This window comes from Streptomyces sp. NEAU-W12 (genome assembly GCF_026242095.1).
Taxonomy (GTDB): domain Bacteria; phylum Actinomycetota; class Actinomycetes; order Streptomycetales; family Streptomycetaceae; genus Streptomyces.
In genome coordinates this window covers 448,398-466,825 of the sequence record NZ_JAPJDM010000001.1, presented here as the reverse complement: position 1 = coordinate 466,825, position 18,428 = coordinate 448,398, and the positions used below count along the sequence as shown (strand labels likewise).

The following is an 18,428-nucleotide window of genomic DNA, read 5'->3' as shown; positions in this document are numbered from 1 at the left end:
CCGGGGTGAGCTGGGCGTTGTCTACGGTTCCGTAACAGGCGGCGCAGCGGGTGACACTGCGGGCGGTACGGGCGGGCCGAGGTCGTCGAGCACGGCGCACAGGCGTTCCATCGTCTGGACCGCCTGTGCGAGTTCGGCCTCGCCGAACGCCTCCGCGAGCCGTTTCGCGAAGGCCGCGTGGCCGGGGCCGATCCCCGCGACGGCCGCGCGCCCCCGCTCGGTGGGGGCGAGGAGCTTGGCCCGGCGGTGCGCCGGGTTGGGCCGGTACTCGGCGAGACCGCGATCGACCAGCAGGTCGGCGATGCGCTGCACGCTCTGCCGGGTGATGCCCATGACGCGGGCGATGCCGGAGACCGGCAGGGGTTCGCGGAGGGCCGCGCCGAGCACCTGCCACCAGGCGGCGGTCAGTCCGGCGGGCCGGGCGAGTTCCTCGGCGACCGCGAGGAACTCGCCGTTCAGCCGGAAGGCGCCGAGCGCGCTGCGGCTGAGCAGATCCTGCTGTTCCCTGCTCACCGGCCCAGAGCCTCCTCGAGCTCGGCGTACGCCTGGGGGTCGGAGTCGTGGAAGAGCCGGTACCAGGCGTCGATCGCCGGTGCTTCGTAGGCGCCGAGCAGCCGGAAGATCTCGCGGGCGAAGGCGACGGGTTCGGTGGGACCGGCGGTGACGAGTCCGCCGTCGGTGACCGCGTCGGCCTCGACGTACCGCTCTTTGCCGGCGTAGCCGGTCGCGGCCAGGTACGAGGAGGCGGCGCCGGTGTGCGCCCGGTCGTCGAGCAGGCCCTCGCGGGCGAGTCCGGCCGTGGCCCCGCAGATGGCGGCGACGGGAACACCGGCGTCGAGGAACGCGCGGGCCCTGCGGGCGAAGGGGGCGAGGTCGTCGCCCTCGTCCCAGCGGCCGGCGCCGGTGAGGATCAGCAGCGAGCTGTCCTCGGGCCGCAGCGCGTCGAGCGCGAGGTCGGGCAGCACGCGCAGCCCGCCGACGCTGGTGACGGGTGCTCCGGCGGGGGCGACGGTACGGACCTCGTACCCGGCGAGGGCGAGGTGCGCGGTGGCGTGACCGGTCTCCCAGTCGGCGAAGGTGTCGTAGACGGCGAGATGGACGGGCTTACGGGTCATGACCGCTCCCTGGAGTGCGCCGGTGGACACCGGCGGATGCCGGCGAGGACCGCCGGATGTCGGGTGCCGGTCGAATGCCGGCGAACACCTATTGACAACATACTGACATGATTGCAGCACACTGTCAAAGAACCGGAGGGGAGACTTACGCTCGCCCGTATGACTGCTCAGCCGAACGCCGGGGCCGGGGCCGGGGCCACCGTGAAGGCCGCCGACCGCGCCCACGTCTTCCACTCCTGGTCCGCGCAGGAGCTGATCGACCCGCTCGCCGTCGCCGGGGCCCAGGGGTCGTACTTCTGGGACTACGAGGGCCGGCGCTACCTCGACTTCACCAGCGGACTCGTCTTCACCAACGTCGGCCACCAGCACCCCAAGGTCGTCGCCGCGATCCAGGAGCAGGCGGGGCGGATGGCGACGTTCGCGCCCGCGTTCGCCGTCGAGGCGCGGTCGGAGGCGGCACGGCTGATCGCCGAGCGGACGCCGGGCGACCTGGACAAGGTCTTCTTCACCAACGGGGGCGCGGACGCCGTCGAGCACGCCCTGCGCATGGCGCGGCTGCACACCGGGCGGCCCAAGGTGCTCTCCGCGTACCGCTCGTACCACGGCGGCACCCAGCAGGCCGTGAACCTCACCGGCGACCCGCGCCGCTGGGCCTCCGACAGCGGCACGGCCGGGGTCGTGCGCTTCTGGGCGCCGTTCCTGTACCGCTCCCGCTTCTACGCGCAGACCCAGGAGCAGGAGTGTGCGCGGGCGCTCGAGCACCTGGAGACGACGATCGCCTTCGAGGGGCCGTCGACGATCGCGGCGATCGTCCTGGAGACCATTCCGGGGACCGCGGGCATCATGCCGCCCCCGCCCGGTTACCTCGCCGGGGTGCGGGAGCTGTGCGACCGGCACGGGATCGTCTTCGTCCTGGACGAGGTGATGGCCGGGTTCGGCCGGACCGGCACCTGGTTCGCGGCGGACCTGTACGACGTCGTGCCGGACCTGATGACCTTCGCGAAGGGCGTGAACTCCGGGTACGTGCCGCTCGGCGGCGTCGCGATCTCCGGCGCGATCGCGGACACGTTCGGGAAGCGGCCGTACCCGGGCGGGCTCACCTACTCCGGGCATCCGCTGGCCTGCGCCGCGGCCGTCGCGACGATCGACGCCATGGCCGAGGAGGGCATCGTCGAGAACGCGGCGCGGCTCGGGGAGTCCGTCGTCGGGCCGGCGCTGCACGCGCTGGCGCAGCGGCACCCGAGTGTGGGCGAGGTCCGCGGGGTCGGCATGTTCTGGGCGCTGGAACTGGTGCGGAACCGGGAGACCCGGGAGCCGCTGGTCCCCTACAACGCGGCCGGTGAGGCGAACGCCCCCATGGCCGCCTTCGCCGCCGCCGCGAAGGCGAACGGGCTGTGGCCCTTCGTGAACATGAACCGCACCCATGTCGTCCCGCCGTGCACCGTGAGCGAGGCCGAACTGGAGGAGGGCCTGACCGCGCTGGACTCGGCGCTGTCGGCGGCGGACGAGTACACGGACCGACCGTGAGGGGATGACCCGGGCATTCGAACGGGCATGTGGCACTCGAACACGTAAAGTGGCGTGACCGTGGACGGACGCGTGCGCCGGACCAAGCGGCCGACGCGCGGGCCGGATGCACACGGCCGGATGCAGGCGACCGGTGCGCGGGGCACGCGCACCGCCCCCGCGCGGGGCACGCGCACCGCCCCCGCGCGGGGCACGGTCACGCCACTCGAGGACGACGAGGGAGACGCCCGACCATGCCCGGCATCGGCGGCAACGGCGCGGTGACGCGCAGCACGCTGCGGCAGCAGATCGCCGACGCGCTCCGTGACGAGGTGCTGGCCGGGCGGATGGAGCCGGGGCAGGAGTTCACCGTCAAGGAGATCGCCGACCAGTACGGGGTGTCCGCGACCCCGGTGCGGGAGGCGCTGGTCGACCTGTCGGCACAGGGGCTGCTCGACGCCGACCAGCACCGGGGGTTCCGGGTGCACCAGTACTCCGCCGACGACTTCCGCGGCATGATCGAGGCCCGCACGCTGGTGATCGACGGGATGTTCCACGCCCTGACCGACGCAGACGGCCGCCTCGCCCGTCTGCGCCCCGAGGAGCCCCGGGTCGCCGCCGCGCTCGCCGGGGTCCGGCGGCGCGGCGAGGAGGCCCAGCGTTCGGCCCTCGCCGGGGAGCTCACCGTACTGATCGGCTACGACCTGCGCTTCTGGCGCGAGCTCGTCGCCCTGTTCGGCAACCCCCACCTCACCGCCTTCCTGCACCGGCTCCGCGTCCAGACCTGGGTGTGCGTGGTGCAGCATCTGCGGCGGCTGCCCGACCTGCGGGGGCGGCTGTGGTGCGAGCACACCGGTCTGGTCGACGCGCTGGTGCGCCGTGACACCGACTCCGCCCGCGCGGTCGTCGCCTCGTACGACGCGTACTCCCTCGCTCTCGTCGAACAGCTTCCCGCGGACTGAGCGGACTGAACGGCCCGGGCGACCGCGAGCCGGAGCCCGGAGGCCGGGTCCCGCGTCGTCTGTGTTCGTATGGGTAGAGGACCTGCACGAGGGGACTCACCCTCGCGCCGCACCGGTACCCTTCCCTGACCGCCGTCCCGGACGCGGTGGACGTGCCGGACGCGGTGGACGTGCTATGCGAGGAGCCCTCTTTGGCCTGTGACCTGTGGCTGGTACCGCTCGTCGACGTGTTGTGCCACACCCCCGACAATCCGTTCGCCGAGGAACTCGCGCAGTACAACAAGGTGCTCGCCGAGGCCGGGCTGCCGCCGGTGCCGGTGTACCAGTACATGCCGGGTCTGTCCGGCGAGGTCGCCCCGGTCGCGGGCTTCGACTACGACGCACTGCACTTCCTGCGGCGCGCCTACCTGCTCCAGGTGTGCGGCCTGCCGGTCACCCCGGTGGACGAACTGGGCGGCGACTACGAGCAGTTGCTGGAGATGTTCGAGACGACGGCCCAGCAGTCGCACCTGGTCTGGCACTACGACCACGCCGGGGCCTACGTCCCCGTGGACTTCCCGCACCCGCTCTCCAGCGACGAACTCCTCGCCGGCGGCGGCCCGCTGGGCTCCTCCCACGCGCTGCTGCGGGAACTGGAGGTCGTCGCCCCGGCCCTCGGCATCGACCCGGCGAACCCCCCGGCCGCTCCGGAGCCCCCGCAGGGGCCGACCGAGCTGGAGGAACCCGCCGTCCCCGCCCCGTACGACCCCAGCCCCTTCGCCCGCGAACGCCACGTCTGGCTCGGCCTGCACGCGGCGGCCACCCGCAGCCTGGCCCAGGGTTCGATGATCGTGTTCAGCTGAGCCCGGTGCGGCGGCCGGCCCGCCCCGGACGCGAAGACGTCCCGGTGGCCCTGGACGGACCACCGGGACGTCGGTACGGCGGGGTGGGGCGGGAGTACCGCGGGACCGGACTACAGGAACGAGTTGATCTCGATCGTCTCGTCGCGGCCCGGGCCCACGCCGATCGCGGAGATCGGGGCGCCGGACATCTCCTCCAGGGCCCTGACGTACGCCTGGGCGTTCTTCGGCAGGTCGGAGAAGGACTTCGCGCCGGTGATGTCCTCGGACCAGCCCGGGAGCGTCTCGTAGACCGGCTTCGCGTGGTGGAAGTCCGACTGGGAGTAGGGGAGCTCCTCCACGCGCCTGCCGTCGATCTCGTAGGCCACGCAGACCGGGATCTGCTCCCAGCCGGTGAGGACGTCGAGCTTGGTGAGGAAGAAGTCGGTCAGGCCGTTCACGCGGGTCGCGTAGCGGGCGATGACCGCGTCGAACCAGCCGCAGCGGCGGTCGCGGCCGGTGGTGACGCCCCGCTCGCCGCCGATGCGGCGCAGCGCCTCGCCGTCCTCGTCGAACAGCTCCGTCGGGAACGGGCCGGCGCCGACGCGGGTCGTGTACGCCTTGAGGATGCCGATGACCCGGCTGATCTTCGTCGGGCCCACGCCGGAGCCCGTGCAGGCGCCGCCCGCGGTCGGGTTCGACGAGGTGACGAAGGGGTACGTGCCGTGGTCGATGTCGAGCAGGGTGCCCTGGCCGCCCTCGAAGAGGACCACCTTGTCCTGCTCCAGCGCCTGGTTGAGCACCAGGACGGTGTCGGCGACGTACGGCGCCAGCTTGTCGGCGTAGCCCAGCAGTTCCTCGACCACCTGCTCGCCGGCGATCGCGCGCCGGTTGTAGAGCTTGGTGAGCATCTGGTTCTTGGCGTCGAGGGCCGCCTCGACCTTCTGGGTGAGGATCGACTCGTCGTACAGGTCCTGGACCCGGATGCCGACGCGGTTGATCTTGTCGGCGTAGGTCGGGCCGATGCCGCGGCCGGTGGTGCCGATCTTGCGCTTGCCGAGGAACCGCTCCGTCACCTTGTCGACGGTCACGTTGTACGGCGTGATGATGTGCGCGTTGCCGCTGATCAGGAGCTTGGACGTGTCGACGCCCCGCTCGTTCAGCCCGCTCAGCTCGGAGAACAGGACGGAGGGGTCGACGACGACGCCGTTGCCGATGACCGGGGTGCAACCGGGGGAGAGGATTCCGGAAGGGAGCAGGTGGAGGGCGTACTTCTGGTCGCCCACGACCACCGTGTGGCCGGCGTTGTTACCGCCTTGGTAACGCACCACGTAGTCGACGGACCCGCCGAGCAGGTCCGTCGCCTTTCCCTTGCCTTCGTCACCCCACTGAGCACCGAGCAGCACAAGTGCGGGCACGCGCGTACACCCCTTCCGGGTGGGGCATGTCCAGGGTCAGGGGCGTACGCGGAGGATCTCCGCCGCGCACACACCGCGACCACCGTTGGCCGCCAACCGTCGGACCGGATGCCCCGGAATAGACGAAGCCCCTGCGCAACAGCGCAAGGGGCTCTTGCACAAAGATGCTACCCGAGGAAGCGAGGCATGGCCGAGGTGGCGACTTCCCCGACGTCCGATCAGCTCCTGGTGGTCATCGATCCGGTCGCCCGCCGCAGGGACGGCGAGTCCGTACGCATCGCGAAAGACGTGCTCAGCGGGGGTGCGGCGACGAAGGTGTGCCTGCCGGACGGCCCGGAGGAATTCGCCCGCGCGCTCGCCCGGCGGGGCTCGAGGCGCCCGGTACTGGTCGGCGACGACCGGGCCCTGATCCGGGCGGTGGGGCTGCTGCACCGGCAGCGGGAGCTGACCGGCTGCGCGCTGGCCCTGGTGCCGGTCGGGGGCGCGCTGTCGCTCGCCCGGTCGCTGGGGGTGCCCACGGGGGCGGTGGCCGCGTCCCGCGCCGTGCTGGAGGGCACCGAGCGGCGGATGAACCTGTTGGTGGACGACAGCGACGGCGTGGTGCTCGGTGCGGTACGGATTCCTCCGGCCGGTGCCGCGCGGATGCGGAAGGAGGGGGCCGGCGGGGCCGGGTACGCCTACGACGCCGAGGACCTCGGCCGGGACACCGGCACGGGGCAGCATCCGTGGCTGCGGACCTGCCAGTCCCTGGTGCGCACCCTGGTGCCGGCCCTGCCGCCCCGGGTGGCCTCCGCTCCCGAGGGCGGGCCGGTGCGGCTGCGGGTGGAGGTCGACGGGGTGACGCTGGTCGACCTGCGCCAGCCGGTGGAGGGGGTCTCCGTCGTCCCCGGCCCCGGCGGGGTCGCCCGGGTCGAGGTGCGGCCGGTCTCGGTCGGCACGGAGGCGTCGCCGCTGCTGGCCGAGGGGCACACGGTGACCGTGTCGGGCGCGCACTTCCGCTACCGGGCGGACGCGGTCGTGTCGGGGCCGGTGGGCACCCGGACGTGGGTGGCCCGGGAGGACGCCTGGGGGCTGACGCTGCCGGTGTGAGCGGGGTCGGCCTCGGCCGGGCGGAGCGGCTCAGTCACGGCCGAAGCGCTCCTCGCGGTGGGCGCGCCACCGGTCCATGAGCGCCTCGATCTCCTTCTCGGCGAACTCGAAGAAGGCCAGCGTCTCCGCCAGCCGGAGGCCGGCCGGGGTGTCGGGGCCCACGCTGGCGACGCCCTCGCGCAGCGCGTCCTGCCAGCGCCGGAGGACCGCCTCGCGACTGGTGAGGGCCTCGTACCACTGGTCGCCGTGCACCCGGTAGCGCTCACGGCGCGAGCCGGGCTCCCGCTCGCGGGAGACCAGGTGCTGCTGGTCCAGGTAGCGCACCGCCCCGGAGACCGCGGCGGGCGAGATCCGCAGCATCTCCCCCAGTTCGGCGGAGGTGCTGACACCGGTGTCCGAGACCAGCAGGGCCGCGAAGACCCTGGCCGGCATGCGCGGCACTCCGGCCGCCACCAACTGCGCGGCGAAGTGCTCGACGAACCGGGAGACCGCCTCGGGGTCCCGCCCCGGCAGCCCGGTCCCTTCCTCCGTCATGACCCGCCCATCTCCGCCTCGGCCCGCACGCGTCCCGTCCACCCTCCGCGGATCCGTACCCGTACCCGTACCCGTCTCCGTATCCGCAGCTCAGCGACGTCGACCAGTCTAGTCCGGCATTCATACGCTTCCTTAACTTCACAAATTTGTGAAATCAGCGTACGTTCCGAAGCATGACGAAGGCCATCACCGTGTCCGGACTCCACAAGTCGTTCGGCCGCACGCACGCACTCGCCGGTCTCGACCTGGAGGTCGAGACCGGCGAGGTCCACGGGTTCCTGGGCCCGAACGGTTCCGGCAAGTCCACCTCCATCCGCGTCCTGCTCGGCCTGCTGCGCGCCGACTCGGGCGCCGCCCAGGTGCTCGGCCGCGATCCGTGGGCGGACGCCGTGGAGCTCCACCGTCGCCTCGCCTACGTCCCCGGCGACGTCGAACTGTGGCCGAACCTCACCGGCGGCGAAGCCATCGACCTGCTGGCACGGCTGCGCGGCGGCCTGGACAGGAAGCGGCGCGCCGAACTCGTCGAGCGCTTCGACCTGGACCCGACCAAGAAGGGCCGCGCCTACTCCAAGGGCAACCGGCAGAAGGTCGCCATCGTCGCCGCGCTCGCCTCCGACGCCGAGCTGCTGCTGCTCGACGAGCCGACCGCGGGACTGGACCCGCTCATGGAGGTCGTCTTCCAGGACGTCATCGGCGAGGCCAAGGCGGCCGGCAAGACCGTCCTGCTCTCCAGCCACATCCTGGCCCAGGTGGAGAAGCTCGCCGACCGCGTGAGCATCATCCGGCTGGGGCGCACCGTCCAGTCCGGCACCCTCGGCGAGCTGCGCCACCTGACCCGCACCACCATCGAGGTGGAGACCGAGCGGCCCGCCACCGGCCTCGACGAGCTGCCCGGCGTCCACGACCTGCGGACCCTGGACGAGGCCACCGGCCGGGTCCGGTTCGCCGTCGACGGCGGCCGGGTCGACGGCGCGGTCCGCAAGCTCACCGAGTTCGGCATCCGCAGTCTCGTCAGCCACCCGCCGACCCTGGAGGAGCTGATGCTCCGCCACTACGGCAGCGAACTCGCCGCCAACGAGCACGGCACGGACGGACACGGCACGGACGGGCAGCGCACGGACGGAGGCCTGCGATGACCACCGCGACCGCCGCCCCCGAGGCGCCGACACCCGCCGGACCGGTCGCGGGCGGCAACGCGCTGGCCGGGACCCGGACCCTGATCCGCTTCGCCCTGCGCCGGGACCGGATCCGGCTCCCGGTGTGGATCCTGGCCCTGCTCCTCGGCACGCTCATGACGGCGAACAGCTTCAGGACGCTGTACAGCGAGCCGCAGGACCGGGCCAACGCCGTCAGGAGCATGGACAGCCCGGCCGGCCTCGCCATGTCCGGCCCCCGCCACTACCTCGACGACTACACCTTCGGTTCCATGCTGGGCCACCAGATGATCGGCTTCACGGCCGTCCTCGTCGGCCTCATGAGCGTGCTGGTCGTCACCCGGCACACCCGCGCCGAGGAGGAGACCGGCCGCGCCGAGCTGGTGCGCTCGACCGTCGTGGGCCGCCACGCCCACCTCGCCGCCGCCCTGTCCGTCGCGGCCCTGGCCAACCTCGCCCTGGCCCTGCTGCTGACCTTCGGCCTGGCCGGCCTGGGGCTGGAGGGCATCGACACCGAGGGCTCGCTGCTCTACGGCTCCGGCCACGCCGCCGTCGGCCTCGTCTTCGCCGCCGTCGCCGCGGTCACCGCCCAGTTCACCGCGCACACGCGCGGCGCGTCCGGCATGGCGCTCGCGGTCATCGGCGTCGCCTACGTGCTGCGCGCCGCCGGCGACAGCGGCGAGAACGCCGCCCTGTCCTGGCTGTCCCCGATCGGCTGGGTGCAGCGCAGCTACCCGTACGTCGACAACCGCTGGTGGCCGCTGCTGCTCTGCCCGGTGCTCGCGGCGGCGTGCGCGGCGGCCGGGTTCGTGCTCTCCACCCGGCGGGACGTGGGCGCGGGCCTGCGTCCCGGGAAGCTGGGCCGCCCCACGGCCTCCGACGCGCTCGCCACACCGGTCGGCTTCGCCCTGCGCCTGCACCGCGGCATGCTGGTCGGCTTCGGCACCGGCCTGTTCCTGATGGGCGCGATGTACGGATCGATCCTCGGGGACGCCGAGGACATGCTGGAGGGCATCGACGAGATCCAGGAGGCCCTGGACCGCATCGGCGGTAGCGGCGTCGCCGAGTCCTTCGCCTCCATGGTCATGGTCGTCCTGACGGTCGTGGCGGCGGTGTACGTCGTCATGGCGGCCCTGCGGCCCCGTTCCGAGGAGACGGCGGGCCGCGCCGAACCCCTCCTCGCCACCGGCCTCTCGCGCACCCGCTGGGTCGGCGGCCACCTGGCCGTGGCCATGGGCGGCGGTACGTTCGTGCTGCTGCTGGCCGGGCTCGGCTTCGGCATCGCGGGCGCGGCCTCGACCGGTGACACCGGGCTGCTGCCGGACCTGGTGGGCGCGGCCGTGGCGTACGCGCCCGCCCTGTGGGTCACGGTCGGCGTGGCCGTGGTGCTCTTCGGCTGGTTCCCGCGGGCGAGCCAGGCGGCCTGGATCGTGCCGGTGTACGCCTTCGTGGTCGGCTACCTCGGCCCGATCCTGCAGTTCCCGGACTGGACGAACAACCTCTCCCCGTTCGGCCACGTCCCCCGGCTCCCCGCCGCGGACATGAACTGGACCCCGCTGCTCCTGCTGTCCCTCGTCGCCGCCGGCCTGGTCTGGCTGGGCCTGGCAGGCTTCCGGCGGCGGGACCTCGAGACGAAGTAGCCGGGCGGGCCGCGGGACGACGCGGCCGTCCCGCGGCCCCGCCCGGCGCGGACCGGCGGGTCAGACCTCGACCGCCAGCCCTTCCAGCCCCCGGATCACGAAGTTCGGTGTGCGCTCCGGTTCCTCCGCCGGGGCGAGGGTGGGGGCCCGCTCCAGCAGCGCCCTCATGGACGCCGCGAGTTCGATGCGGGCCAGGGGCGCCCCGATGCAGTAGTGGATGCCCGCGCTGAAGGAGACGTGCGGGTTGTCCGCGCGGGTGAGGTCGAGGCGGGCGGGATCGGCGAAGACGGCCGGGTCGTGGTTGGCGGAGCCGAAGAGCATGGCGATCTCCGCGCCCCGGGGGATGACCGTGCCGTCGATCTCGATGTCGTCCAGGACCCAGCGTTCGAACAGCTGGAGCGGGGTGTCGTAGCGCATCAGCTCCTCCACGGCGGAGGGGACCAGGGAGTGGTCCGCGCGCAGGGCGGCGAGCTGGTCCGGGTTGCGGAACAGCGCCCACCAGCCGTTGACCGTGGAGTTCACCGTCGCCTCGTGGCCCGCGTTCAGCAGGAGCACACAGGTCGAGATCATCTCCTGCTCGGTGAGGCGGTCGTCGTCCTCGTCGTGGGCCGCGATCAGCCCCGAGACCAGGTCGTCGCCGGGGTGGGCGCGACGGTGCGCGATCAGCTCGCGCAGGTACTCGGTGAACTCGACCGAGGCGCGCACCGCCCGCTTCGCCGTCCCCTCGGACGGGTTCAGCTCGTACATCCCGCAGATGTCCGCCGACCAGGGCCTCAGCGGGGCCCGGTCCGACTCGGGGATGCCCAGCATCTCGGCGATCACCGCGACCGGGAGCGGTTCGGCGACGTCCCGCAGCAGGTCGCCCCCGCCGGCGTCGACCAGCGCGGACACCAGGTCCGCCGCGAGCCCCTCGACGTACGGCTTCAGGCGTTCCACCGTGCGCGGCGTGAACGCCTTCGACACCAGGCGCCGGATGCGGGTGTGGTCCGGCGGTTCGAGGTCGAGCATGCCGTGGTCGTTGAGGGTGTGGAACGGCTCGTGCTCGGGCGGCGGGGCGGTCCGGCCGAACTCCTCGTGGGTGAAGCGGTGCCGGTACGTCCGGCCCAGACGCCTCTCGCGCAGCAGCGCGGAGACGTCCGCGTGGTGCGGGACCAGCCACTGGTGCGTCGGCTCGAACCAGTGCACCCGGCCGCGTTCCCGCAGCTCGGTGTAGGCGGGGTACGGGTCGGCGAGGAACGCCGGGTCCCACGGGTCGAACGCAAGGTCGGATTCAGCCGTCATGAACGGACCCTAGGACGCCGACCGGGCCCGTGCCCAGGGACATCCGACCGGAAGTGGGCCCGGCCACAGTCACCCGGCGGGCTCCCCTGACCGAGGAGGCGGCTCACGGCCTCACCCACGATCGAGGGACTGCTCCGACCCGTGGGGCCGGCAGGCGCTCTCCCGATCCGGCGACCGGGGCACGTGCGTGGGGTGCGGGCTCGGCGGTCAGCCCGGTGTCACCAGGCGGGCCTCGTAGGCGAAGACCGCGGCCTGGGTGCGGTCGCGGAGGCCCAGTTTCACCAGGATGCGGCTCACGTGCGTCTTGATCGTCGACTCGGCGACCACCAGGCGCCCGGCGATCTCCACGTTCGACAGGCCCTGCGCGATGAGCACCAGGACCTCCGTCTCGCGTTCGGTCAGGTCGCCGTACGCCGCGTGTGCGGACGGCATCAGGCGCGGGGCCTCGGACAGCTTGGAGAACTCGGTGATCAGCCGCCGGGTCACCGAGGGGGCGAGCAGCGCGTCGCCGGCCGCGACCACCCGTACCCCGTCGGCGAGGCGACGGGCCGAGGCGTCCTTGAGGAGGAAGCCGGAGGCGCCCGCGCGCAGCGCCTGGTAGACGTACTCGTCGAGGTCGAAGGTGGTCAGCACCAGCACCTTCGCGGCGCCGTCGGCGGCGACGATCTCGCGGGTCGCCTCGATGCCGTTCAGCTCGGGCATGCGGATGTCCATCAGCACCACGTCGGGGGCGAGTTCGCGGACCCGCTGCACCGCCTGCCGGCCGTTGACGGCCTCGCCGACGACCTCGATGCCCGGCATCGCGTTCAGCAGGACCGAGAAGCCCTCGCGCACCATCATCTGGTCGTCCGCGATGAGCACGCGGATGCTGTCCTCGTCGCCGGTCCCGAGTCCTGCTCCGGGGCCTCCTCCGGGACCTGCCCCGCGGCCGCCCGTCCCGCTCGCCCCGCTCATGCCTCGTCCTCGTCCGCCGCGCCGACCGGCAGGAACACCGCGATCTCGTAACCGCCGTCGTCCGCCGGGCCTGCCGTCATCTCGCCGTTCAGCATCGTGACCCGCTCGCGCATGCCGGTGATGCCGTGTCCGGCTCCCGGTGAGGGTTTCACCAGGTGGGGCTCGGGCGCCGGACCGTTGACGACGCGCAGGCCGAGCCCGCCGAGGACGTACCCGATCTCGACGCGGGCGCTCGCCCCGGGCGCGTGGCGCAGGCTGTTGCTGAGCGCCTCCTGCACGATCCGGTACGCCGACAGCTCCACCCCCGGCGGCAGCTCGCGCACCGCCCCGGTCACCGCCTTCTCCACCTCCAGACCGGCGTCCCGCACGTTGGCGAGCAGGGAGTCGAGGTCGGCGAGGGTGGGCTGGGGGGCGTCGGGGACCTCGTAGTCCTCGGCGCGGACCACGCCGAGGACCCGGCGCAGTTCGGTGAGGGCGGCCACCGCGTTCTCCCGGATGGTGGCGAAGGCCCGCTCCAGCTCGGGCGGCGGGTTCTCCACCCGGTAGGGCGCGGCCTCGGCCTGGATGGCGACGACCGACATGTGATGGGCGACCACGTCGTGCAGCTCGCGGGCGATGGTGGTGCGTTCCTCCAGGAGCGTGCGCCGGGAGCGTTCGTGCGCGGTGACCGTCTGCTGGGCGGTCACCTCCTGCTGGGCGGTATGACGGACGTGCCGGAAGGAGACCACGAGCAGGGCGAAGGCGGACGTCACCATCATGGGCCCGCTGTTCGTGTAGTAGTACGACCCGCCGAAAACGATGTCCGAGAGGAAGGCGTACACGGCGGTCAGGACCCACATCCAGGCGGCGGTGCGGGGCCGGGTGCGCAGCGCCACGACGATCAGCACCGCCAGGTGGCAGACGAACGCGCCGGGCATCCACGGCCACTCGCCTCCGCTGCCGTTGAGGACCGCGACCACCGGGGCCGCCGCCAGCGACAGCCAGAACGCGCCGACCGGCCGGACCAGCGTGGCGAGCACCGGGAACGCGCACAGCAGGCCGGCCAGCAGAGCCAGGACGTTCCCGCCGGGCAGGCCGCCCCCCAACGCGCCGGCGCACAGGGCGAGCAGCGCGACCGCCCCCACCAGCGCGTGCGGGAGATGTTCCGCCGAAGACCCCAGTCGGCCGGGCAGCCGGCGGACGAACGGGCCGTCCGTGCGCCGGCGCGGCAGCGGCCGGTAGGCGAAGGCGTCCTCGAACAGGTCGTGGCGCAGCCCGCGCAGGGCGTTCTGGGCCAGCCGGTACTCCGGGCTGCGGGTCTTGGTCTCGTCCCCCGGTGGCGGGGCCGCGGAGTGGGCGTGGGTCGTCTCGGTCACGGTCACACGTTAGGCCGACCGGGGGACCGGGGGCGTCCCCGGTGAGAGGGGTTCCCGGGCGTCCGTCTCAGGTACTACGAGGGTGCGCGAGGAGGTACTACGAGGGTGCGCGGGGGTGCCGAGGGGTGCGCGGGGAGGGCCGGCGAGAGGCACGCGCGAGGAGGTGCTACGAGGGGGACGCGGGGAGGGGTGCCGAGGGGTGCGCGGGGAGGGCCCCGCGCACCGTACCCGTACCGCTTCGCGTCAGTACCCCGACGGCCGGACCAGCCCCGACTCGTACGCGAAGACCGCCGCCTGGGTGCGGTCCCGCAGGCCCAGTTTCACCAGGATGCGGCCCACGTGGGTCTTCACGGTCTGCTCTGCGACCACCAGCCTCAGGGCGATCTCCGCGTTGGACAGGCCCTGCGCGATCAGCCCGAGCACCTCCGTCTCCCGCTCGGTGAGGCCGGCGACACGTTCTCTGAGCGGGGAGCGGGGCCTGTCCTCGAGACGTGCGAACTCGGCGATCAGCCGTCGGGTGATGCCGGGCGCGAGCAGCGCGTCACCGGCCGCCACCACCCTTACGGCGTGCGCGAGTTGGTCACTGGAGGCGTCCTTGAGGAGGAACCCGGAGGCGCCCGCGCGCAACGCCTCGTACACGTACTCGTCGAGGTCGAAGGTGGTCAGCACCAGCACCCGGACGTGCGAGGTGGCGGCGGTGACGCGGCGGGTGGCCTCGATACCGCCGAGTTCGGGCATGCGGATATCCATCAGGACGACGTCCGGGGTGAGATCGGCGACCTGCGCGACCGCGTCCAGCCCGTCGACCGCCTGGCCGATCACCTCGATGTCGGGCTGGGTGTTCAGCAGCACGGTGAAACCCTGCCGGACCATCTGCTGGTCGTCGACGACGAGTACGCGGATCATGAGGTGTCGTCCTTGTGCTGAGGAGCCGGGTCGATGGTCCCGGTGCGGGAGTCGGCGGGAAGGCGGGCGGCGACCCGGTAGCCGCCGTCGGGCCGGGGGCGGGTGGTGAGGGTGCCGCCGAGCATCGTGGCCCTCTCCCGCATGCCGAGCAACCCGTGCCCCGCGCCGGCGGACGGGGGCGCCTCGCCCGTGGGACGGGTGTTGGTCACCTCCACCCCCAGCCCGTGCGGGTCGTAGGCGAGGGCGACCCGGGCGGTGGCGCCGGGGGCGTGACGCAGTACGTTGCTCAGCGCCTCCTGCACGATCCGGTACGCCGACAGCTCGACGCCGGGCGGCAACGGCCTCCGCACACCGGTGACTTCGGTGGTCACGGCGAGTCCGGCGGCCCGGGTGTTCTCCACCAGTGCCCCGAGCCGGTCCAGGGTGGGCTGCGGGGCGGTGCCGGAACCGTCCTCGTGCGCGGGGGAGGCGGGGCCTTCGGAGCGCAGTACACCCAGAACACGACGTAGCTCGGTGAGCGCGTCGAGGGCGTTCTGCCGGATGCCGACCAGGTTCTCCTTCAGCTCCTCGGAGGGGTTCTCGACCAGGTGCGGGGCGACCTGGGCCTGGATGGAGATGACCGACATGTGGTGGGCCACCACGTCGTGCAACTCCCGTGCGATCCGGCTGCGTTCCTCCAGCAGGGTGCGCCGGGCCCGTTCCTCGGCGGTGAGCGTGGTCTGCTGCACGAGTTCCGCGCGGGCCTCGTGGCGGCCGCGCAGGGCCGTGCCCAGCATGACGACGACCGCGAACAGGATGACGGCGAACTCGCCGGTCGGCTCGTAGTTCTGCCCGCCGATCAGGCCCTGGACGACATAGGTGGTGAGCACGGTCAGGCCCAGTGTCTCCATGGACACCCGGGTACGGACGCGCAGAGCGAGCAGCAGCAGAACGAGTCCGTGCGCGATGATGCCGGCCGCTGTCCAGGGCCAGGTGAACTCGTGCCCGTCGGGGACCATGAGGGCCCGCACCGCGTACTGCCCCACCACCATGGCCGCCATCGACAGCCACCACGCCGGGATCGGCCGCCACAGCGCGAGCACCATCGCAGCGGCCTTGGCGAGAGCAGTCAGGAAGGCGGGCCCGCCTCCGAGTCCGCCGTTGTCGTCGAGTTGAGCCGCGTCACCGAGCAACACTCCGAGAGCGGCCAGGCAGACGACCCCGTGCGGAACCCATCGCAGCCACACCGACGGTGGCAGCGGGTCCACCCGCGCGGTCCACAAGTCGTCGCGCAGCACGCGCAGCCAACGTCCCGCCCAGCCCGCCACCGCCCGTTCGAACACCCGCGTAGCGCCCCCCGACTCCGTCATCCGCGTCAGCCTAGACATGCCGTACTCCCTCCGCTGCGCCCCGGTCCGGCGGCGACGGCCGGTGTGCGTGCACCACTGGGGGCGGCCGGCGCCGCCCCTCGCCCCGCTCCCAGGACCGGAACGCCGCCCAGCAGACCGCGAGGGCTCCGGCGAGCACCGGCAGCCAGGCCAGCCGGGCGGCCACCCAGCCGAGGCCGTCGGGAACGGTGTGGAGTCCCGGGAGACGGCCGAGGAGGAGCGCGGTGGCGGTGGTCGCCATGAGGGCCGTCTGATGCCAGAGGAAGACCGTCATCGCGGAGAGGTTGACCAGCGCCACCGCCGCCCAGGCGACGGGCCGGCGCATCGCGCTCCGCAACCGCTCCCGCAGCAGCAGCGCCAGCCCGCACTGGGCCAGGCCGAAGGTGACGGCGGCCAGCGTCGGCGGGTCGAGGTTGGAGACCCCGGCGCCCGGGACGCCGACCATGGAGGCCGGGTAGCCGGCCCAGGCGACGAGCACGGCCGTGGCCGCCGTACCGGAGACGAGGAGGATCCAGCCCGAGCGGCGGCGCTCCAGTTCGCCCCGGGTCCAGGCCGCGCCCAGGGTGTAGGGGACCAGCCAGCCGGCCACGAGGTTGATCCAGCCGAGCCGGGCGGGGCCGCCGAGGCCGAAGCGCACCACGTCCACGTGCAGGACGACGGCGAGCGGCCACAGCGGGTGGAGCCGGGCCAGCAGCGGGGTCGCGGCGGTGAGGGCGGCGAACACCAGCAGGAACCAGAGCGGGGACAGGGCGAGCTTCACCAGCGTGCGGGTGGTCGCGAGGTCGGTACCGGAGAGCAGCAGCACGACCGTGACGGTTGTCCACAGGGTGAGGACGGCGGCGACCGGCTTGAACAACCGGGCGAGCCGGCCGCGCAGCCAGCGGTGGTACGGAACACCCCGGGCGCGGGCCGAGGCGTGTCCGCGGGTCGCCGCATGGCCGCCGACCAGGAAGAACACGGCGAGCGTCTGGAACAGCCAGGAGACGGGTGCCAGCCAGGGCAGGTGCTGCAACGGGCTGGCCGTGTGCAGGGTGCGGCCGTCCGCGACGAGCGCGGTGACCAGCCAGTGGCCGAGGACGACACCGAGGATCGCGCCGGCGCGCAGGGCGTCCACGGCACGGTCGCGGTGGGCGGGGGTGGCCTCGCCCAGACGGTGGGCGGCCTGCCGTATGCCGCCGCGTACGCCGTTCGGGGTCAGGTCAGTCATGGGTCACCGCCGTGGTCTCGCCCAGGACGATCCGGGCCAGGTTGGCCAGGGAGGGGGAGCCGGATGCGAAGTAGTCGCTGTGGCCGCCGTCGCCGGCCTCGAAGACCCGGGCACCGAACCCCGGGGAGACGGGATCGGCGCCGAAGCCGACGCCGGTGCCGAACAGGTCGACGCCGAGGTGCGGCACGTGCCTCACCCAGTCGTCGGCGCCGCGGGCCGCCCAGATCCGGGCGCGGGTGCGCAGGTCGGCGGCGGTGTCGGCGCCAGTGCCCGGACTGCCGACGACAGCGATGTCGTCGACGTCGGCGGCGTCCAGACCGGGGGCGGCACGGGCACAGACGACGGAACCGTAGGAATGGCAGAGCAGGGAGAGGCGCGGGCGCGGACCGGTGACGGCCCGCACGTCCCTTACGAAGGCGCGCAGTTCGGGGGCGGCCCGGTCCGCGAGGTCGGTGGTGGCGACGGCGACGCCGACCGTGGCGGGCGTCTGGTAGCCGAGCCAGGCGACGACCGCCGTGCGGGTGCCCGCCGGAGCCTCACGGGTGAGCCGCCCGTGCAGGGCCTGGGCGGCGGCGCGGAACCGGCCGTAGGTGTCGAGGCCGGTGTCGGAACCGGGGACGAGGACGGCGACGCGGTCGGCGTGCGCGAGGTCGCCCAGGACCTCGGTGACCAGTCCGGGCCCGCGCCCGTCGAAGGCGAGCAGTTGCCGGGTGGGGCCGGCCAGGGCGCGGTTGGCGGCCGCACGCCGCCGGTCGCCGTGGTCCGCGGCCATCCGGGCGGCCCTCCCGGCACCCGCGCGGTGAGCGGCGTAGGCGGCATCGAGGGTGGCCGCCGTCGGTGCGGCGAGTGTGACCGATGGCGGGGCGGGGACCGGGGACCGGGCCGCTCCGACCACGGGCAGCGTCACGGCCGATGCGACCAGCACGGCGAGTGCGGTGCGGCGCCACCGGTACCTCATGATCGGTCCCCCTGTCCGTTCGCCCGCTCATCGGGCCGGTCAGGGAAGGAAGTTACGGATCGGCGCAGGTAGTCCGCGTCCCACCGGGGAGCTCACCTGCGGGGTGGCTCTCAGGTATGACGGGTATGACCGGAGGCTGTTGGGGTGAGCCGGGGCATCCCCAA

The 18,428-nt window shown here is 73.2% G+C and carries 17 protein-coding genes; 6 read left to right on the top strand and 11 right to left on the bottom strand.

Translation table 11 applies throughout. The features are described 5' to 3' along the window. Positions 1–21: 21 nt before the first annotated feature. Both ORI94_RS02075 and ORI94_RS02070 read right to left on the bottom strand, forming a co-directional pair. Positions 22–513 (bottom strand): MarR family winged helix-turn-helix transcriptional regulator, encoded by a 492-nt coding sequence (locus ORI94_RS02075; RefSeq protein WP_266071925.1) that lies wholly within the window; start codon positions 511–513, stop codon positions 22–24. Then, positions 510–1,115: a type 1 glutamine amidotransferase family protein gene (locus ORI94_RS02070; protein ID WP_266071924.1), complete on the bottom strand. Its 606-nt coding sequence runs from the start codon at positions 1,113–1,115 to the stop codon at positions 510–512. The genes ORI94_RS02075 and ORI94_RS02070 overlap by 4 nt, the downstream gene beginning before the upstream one ends. A 159-nt stretch (positions 1,116–1,274) precedes the next feature. On the opposite strand from ORI94_RS02070, the gene ORI94_RS02065 reads away from it, so the two are divergent. The 3 genes from ORI94_RS02065 (at position 1,275) to ORI94_RS02055 (ending at position 4,425) form a co-directional block, all read left to right on the top strand. Beyond that, on the top strand, positions 1,275–2,642 hold the full coding sequence (locus tag ORI94_RS02065) for an aspartate aminotransferase family protein (RefSeq protein WP_266071923.1): 1,368 nt from the start codon (positions 1,275–1,277) through the stop codon (positions 2,640–2,642). Positions 2,643–2,875: 233 nt separating this feature from the next. Beyond that, positions 2,876–3,583, top strand: a complete 708-nt coding sequence (locus ORI94_RS02060; protein WP_266071922.1) for a GntR family transcriptional regulator — start codon at positions 2,876–2,878, stop codon at positions 3,581–3,583. 191 nt (positions 3,584–3,774) lie between these two features. Then, complete coding sequence (locus ORI94_RS02055; protein WP_042163549.1) at positions 3,775–4,425, top strand: hypothetical protein; 651 nt, start codon at positions 3,775–3,777, stop codon at positions 4,423–4,425. Between the two features lie 110 nt (positions 4,426–4,535). Here the strand turns inward: ORI94_RS02055 and ORI94_RS02050 are convergent, their stop codons facing one another. After that, positions 4,536–5,819, bottom strand: a complete 1,284-nt coding sequence (locus tag ORI94_RS02050) for an adenylosuccinate synthase (protein ID WP_266071921.1) — start codon at positions 5,817–5,819, stop codon at positions 4,536–4,538. A 186-nt stretch (positions 5,820–6,005) separates the two neighbouring features. Here ORI94_RS02050 and ORI94_RS02045 point away from each other — a divergent pair, with 186 nt between their 5' ends. Further along, complete coding sequence (locus ORI94_RS02045; RefSeq protein WP_266071920.1) at positions 6,006–6,908, top strand: diacylglycerol kinase family protein; 903 nt, start codon at positions 6,006–6,008, stop codon at positions 6,906–6,908. Between the two features lie 30 nt (positions 6,909–6,938). Here ORI94_RS02045 and ORI94_RS02040 read toward each other — a convergent pair whose 3' ends face one another. Continuing rightward, positions 6,939–7,442: a GbsR/MarR family transcriptional regulator gene (locus ORI94_RS02040; RefSeq protein ID WP_266071919.1), complete on the bottom strand. Its 504-nt coding sequence runs from the start codon at positions 7,440–7,442 to the stop codon at positions 6,939–6,941. Positions 7,443–7,615: 173 nt separating this feature from the next. Here ORI94_RS02040 and ORI94_RS02035 point away from each other — a divergent pair, with 173 nt between their 5' ends. Together ORI94_RS02035 and ORI94_RS02030 are read left to right on the top strand one after the other, a co-directional pair. Then, positions 7,616–8,578 (top strand): ABC transporter ATP-binding protein, encoded by a 963-nt coding sequence (locus ORI94_RS02035; RefSeq protein ID WP_266071918.1) that lies wholly within the window; start codon positions 7,616–7,618, stop codon positions 8,576–8,578. Then, on the top strand, positions 8,575–10,236 hold the full coding sequence (locus ORI94_RS02030; RefSeq protein WP_266071917.1) for an ABC transporter permease: 1,662 nt from the start codon (positions 8,575–8,577) through the stop codon (positions 10,234–10,236). Before ORI94_RS02035 ends, ORI94_RS02030 begins: the two co-directional genes overlap by 4 nt. Before the next feature lie 60 nt (positions 10,237–10,296). Here the strand turns inward: ORI94_RS02030 and ORI94_RS02025 are convergent, their stop codons facing one another. The 7 genes from ORI94_RS02025 to ORI94_RS01995 all read right to left on the bottom strand — a co-directional run bounded on the left by ORI94_RS02025 (position 10,297) and on the right by ORI94_RS01995 (position 18,264). Next, the gene (locus ORI94_RS02025) at positions 10,297–11,517 is read right to left on the bottom strand and encodes a cytochrome P450 (RefSeq protein WP_266071916.1); all 1,221 of its coding nucleotides are present in this window, start codon (positions 11,515–11,517) and stop codon (positions 10,297–10,299) included. Between the two features lie 207 nt (positions 11,518–11,724). Then, on the bottom strand, positions 11,725–12,471 hold the full coding sequence (locus ORI94_RS02020; protein ID WP_266071915.1) for a response regulator: 747 nt from the start codon (positions 12,469–12,471) through the stop codon (positions 11,725–11,727). Further along, a complete protein-coding gene (locus ORI94_RS02015) occupies positions 12,468–13,826 on the bottom strand; it encodes a sensor histidine kinase (protein ID WP_266071914.1) in 1,359 nt (452 codons plus the stop codon). The genes ORI94_RS02020 and ORI94_RS02015 overlap by 4 nt, the downstream gene beginning before the upstream one ends. Before the next feature lie 243 nt (positions 13,827–14,069). Further along, positions 14,070–14,732: a response regulator gene (locus ORI94_RS02010; protein ID WP_266071913.1), complete on the bottom strand. Its 663-nt coding sequence runs from the start codon at positions 14,730–14,732 to the stop codon at positions 14,070–14,072. Then, entirely contained in the window at positions 14,729–16,081 is a 1,353-nt protein-coding gene (locus ORI94_RS02005) for a sensor histidine kinase (RefSeq protein ID WP_266071978.1), read from the bottom strand. Before ORI94_RS02005 ends, ORI94_RS02010 begins: the two co-directional genes overlap by 4 nt. 10 nt (positions 16,082–16,091) lie before the next feature. After that, complete coding sequence (locus tag ORI94_RS02000) at positions 16,092–17,306, bottom strand: acyltransferase family protein (protein ID WP_266071912.1); 1,215 nt, start codon at positions 17,304–17,306, stop codon at positions 16,092–16,094. Continuing rightward, entirely contained in the window at positions 17,299–18,264 is a 966-nt protein-coding gene (locus ORI94_RS01995) for an alpha/beta hydrolase (RefSeq protein WP_266071911.1), read from the bottom strand. The genes ORI94_RS02000 and ORI94_RS01995 overlap by 8 nt, the downstream gene beginning before the upstream one ends. Positions 18,265–18,428: the final 164 nt, after the last annotated feature.

Coding starts and splice junctions, on each gene's coding strand:
- ORI94_RS02010 (WP_266071913.1), bottom strand. CDS start 14,732: ATGATCCGCGTACTCGTCGTCGACGACCAGCAGATGGTCCGGCAGGGT.
- ORI94_RS02005 (WP_266071978.1), bottom strand. CDS start 16,081: ATGACGGAGTCGGGGGGCGCTACGCGGGTGTTCGAACGGGCGGTGGCG.
- ORI94_RS02025 (WP_266071916.1), bottom strand. CDS start 11,517: ATGACGGCTGAATCCGACCTTGCGTTCGACCCGTGGGACCCGGCGTTC.
- ORI94_RS02065 (WP_266071923.1), top strand. CDS start 1,275: ATGACTGCTCAGCCGAACGCCGGGGCCGGGGCCGGGGCCACCGTGAAG.
- ORI94_RS02070 (WP_266071924.1), bottom strand. CDS start 1,115: ATGACCCGTAAGCCCGTCCATCTCGCCGTCTACGACACCTTCGCCGAC.
- ORI94_RS02060 (WP_266071922.1), top strand. CDS start 2,876: ATGCCCGGCATCGGCGGCAACGGCGCGGTGACGCGCAGCACGCTGCGG.
- ORI94_RS01995 (WP_266071911.1), bottom strand. CDS start 18,264: ATGAGGTACCGGTGGCGCCGCACCGCACTCGCCGTGCTGGTCGCATCG.
- ORI94_RS02035 (WP_266071918.1), top strand. CDS start 7,616: ATGACGAAGGCCATCACCGTGTCCGGACTCCACAAGTCGTTCGGCCGC.
- ORI94_RS02020 (WP_266071915.1), bottom strand. CDS start 12,471: ATGAGCGGGGCGAGCGGGACGGGCGGCCGCGGGGCAGGTCCCGGAGGA.
- ORI94_RS02040 (WP_266071919.1), bottom strand. CDS start 7,442: ATGACGGAGGAAGGGACCGGGCTGCCGGGGCGGGACCCCGAGGCGGTC.
- ORI94_RS02030 (WP_266071917.1), top strand. CDS start 8,575: ATGACCACCGCGACCGCCGCCCCCGAGGCGCCGACACCCGCCGGACCG.
- ORI94_RS02045 (WP_266071920.1), top strand. CDS start 6,006: ATGGCCGAGGTGGCGACTTCCCCGACGTCCGATCAGCTCCTGGTGGTC.
- ORI94_RS02000 (WP_266071912.1), bottom strand. CDS start 17,306: ATGACTGACCTGACCCCGAACGGCGTACGCGGCGGCATACGGCAGGCC.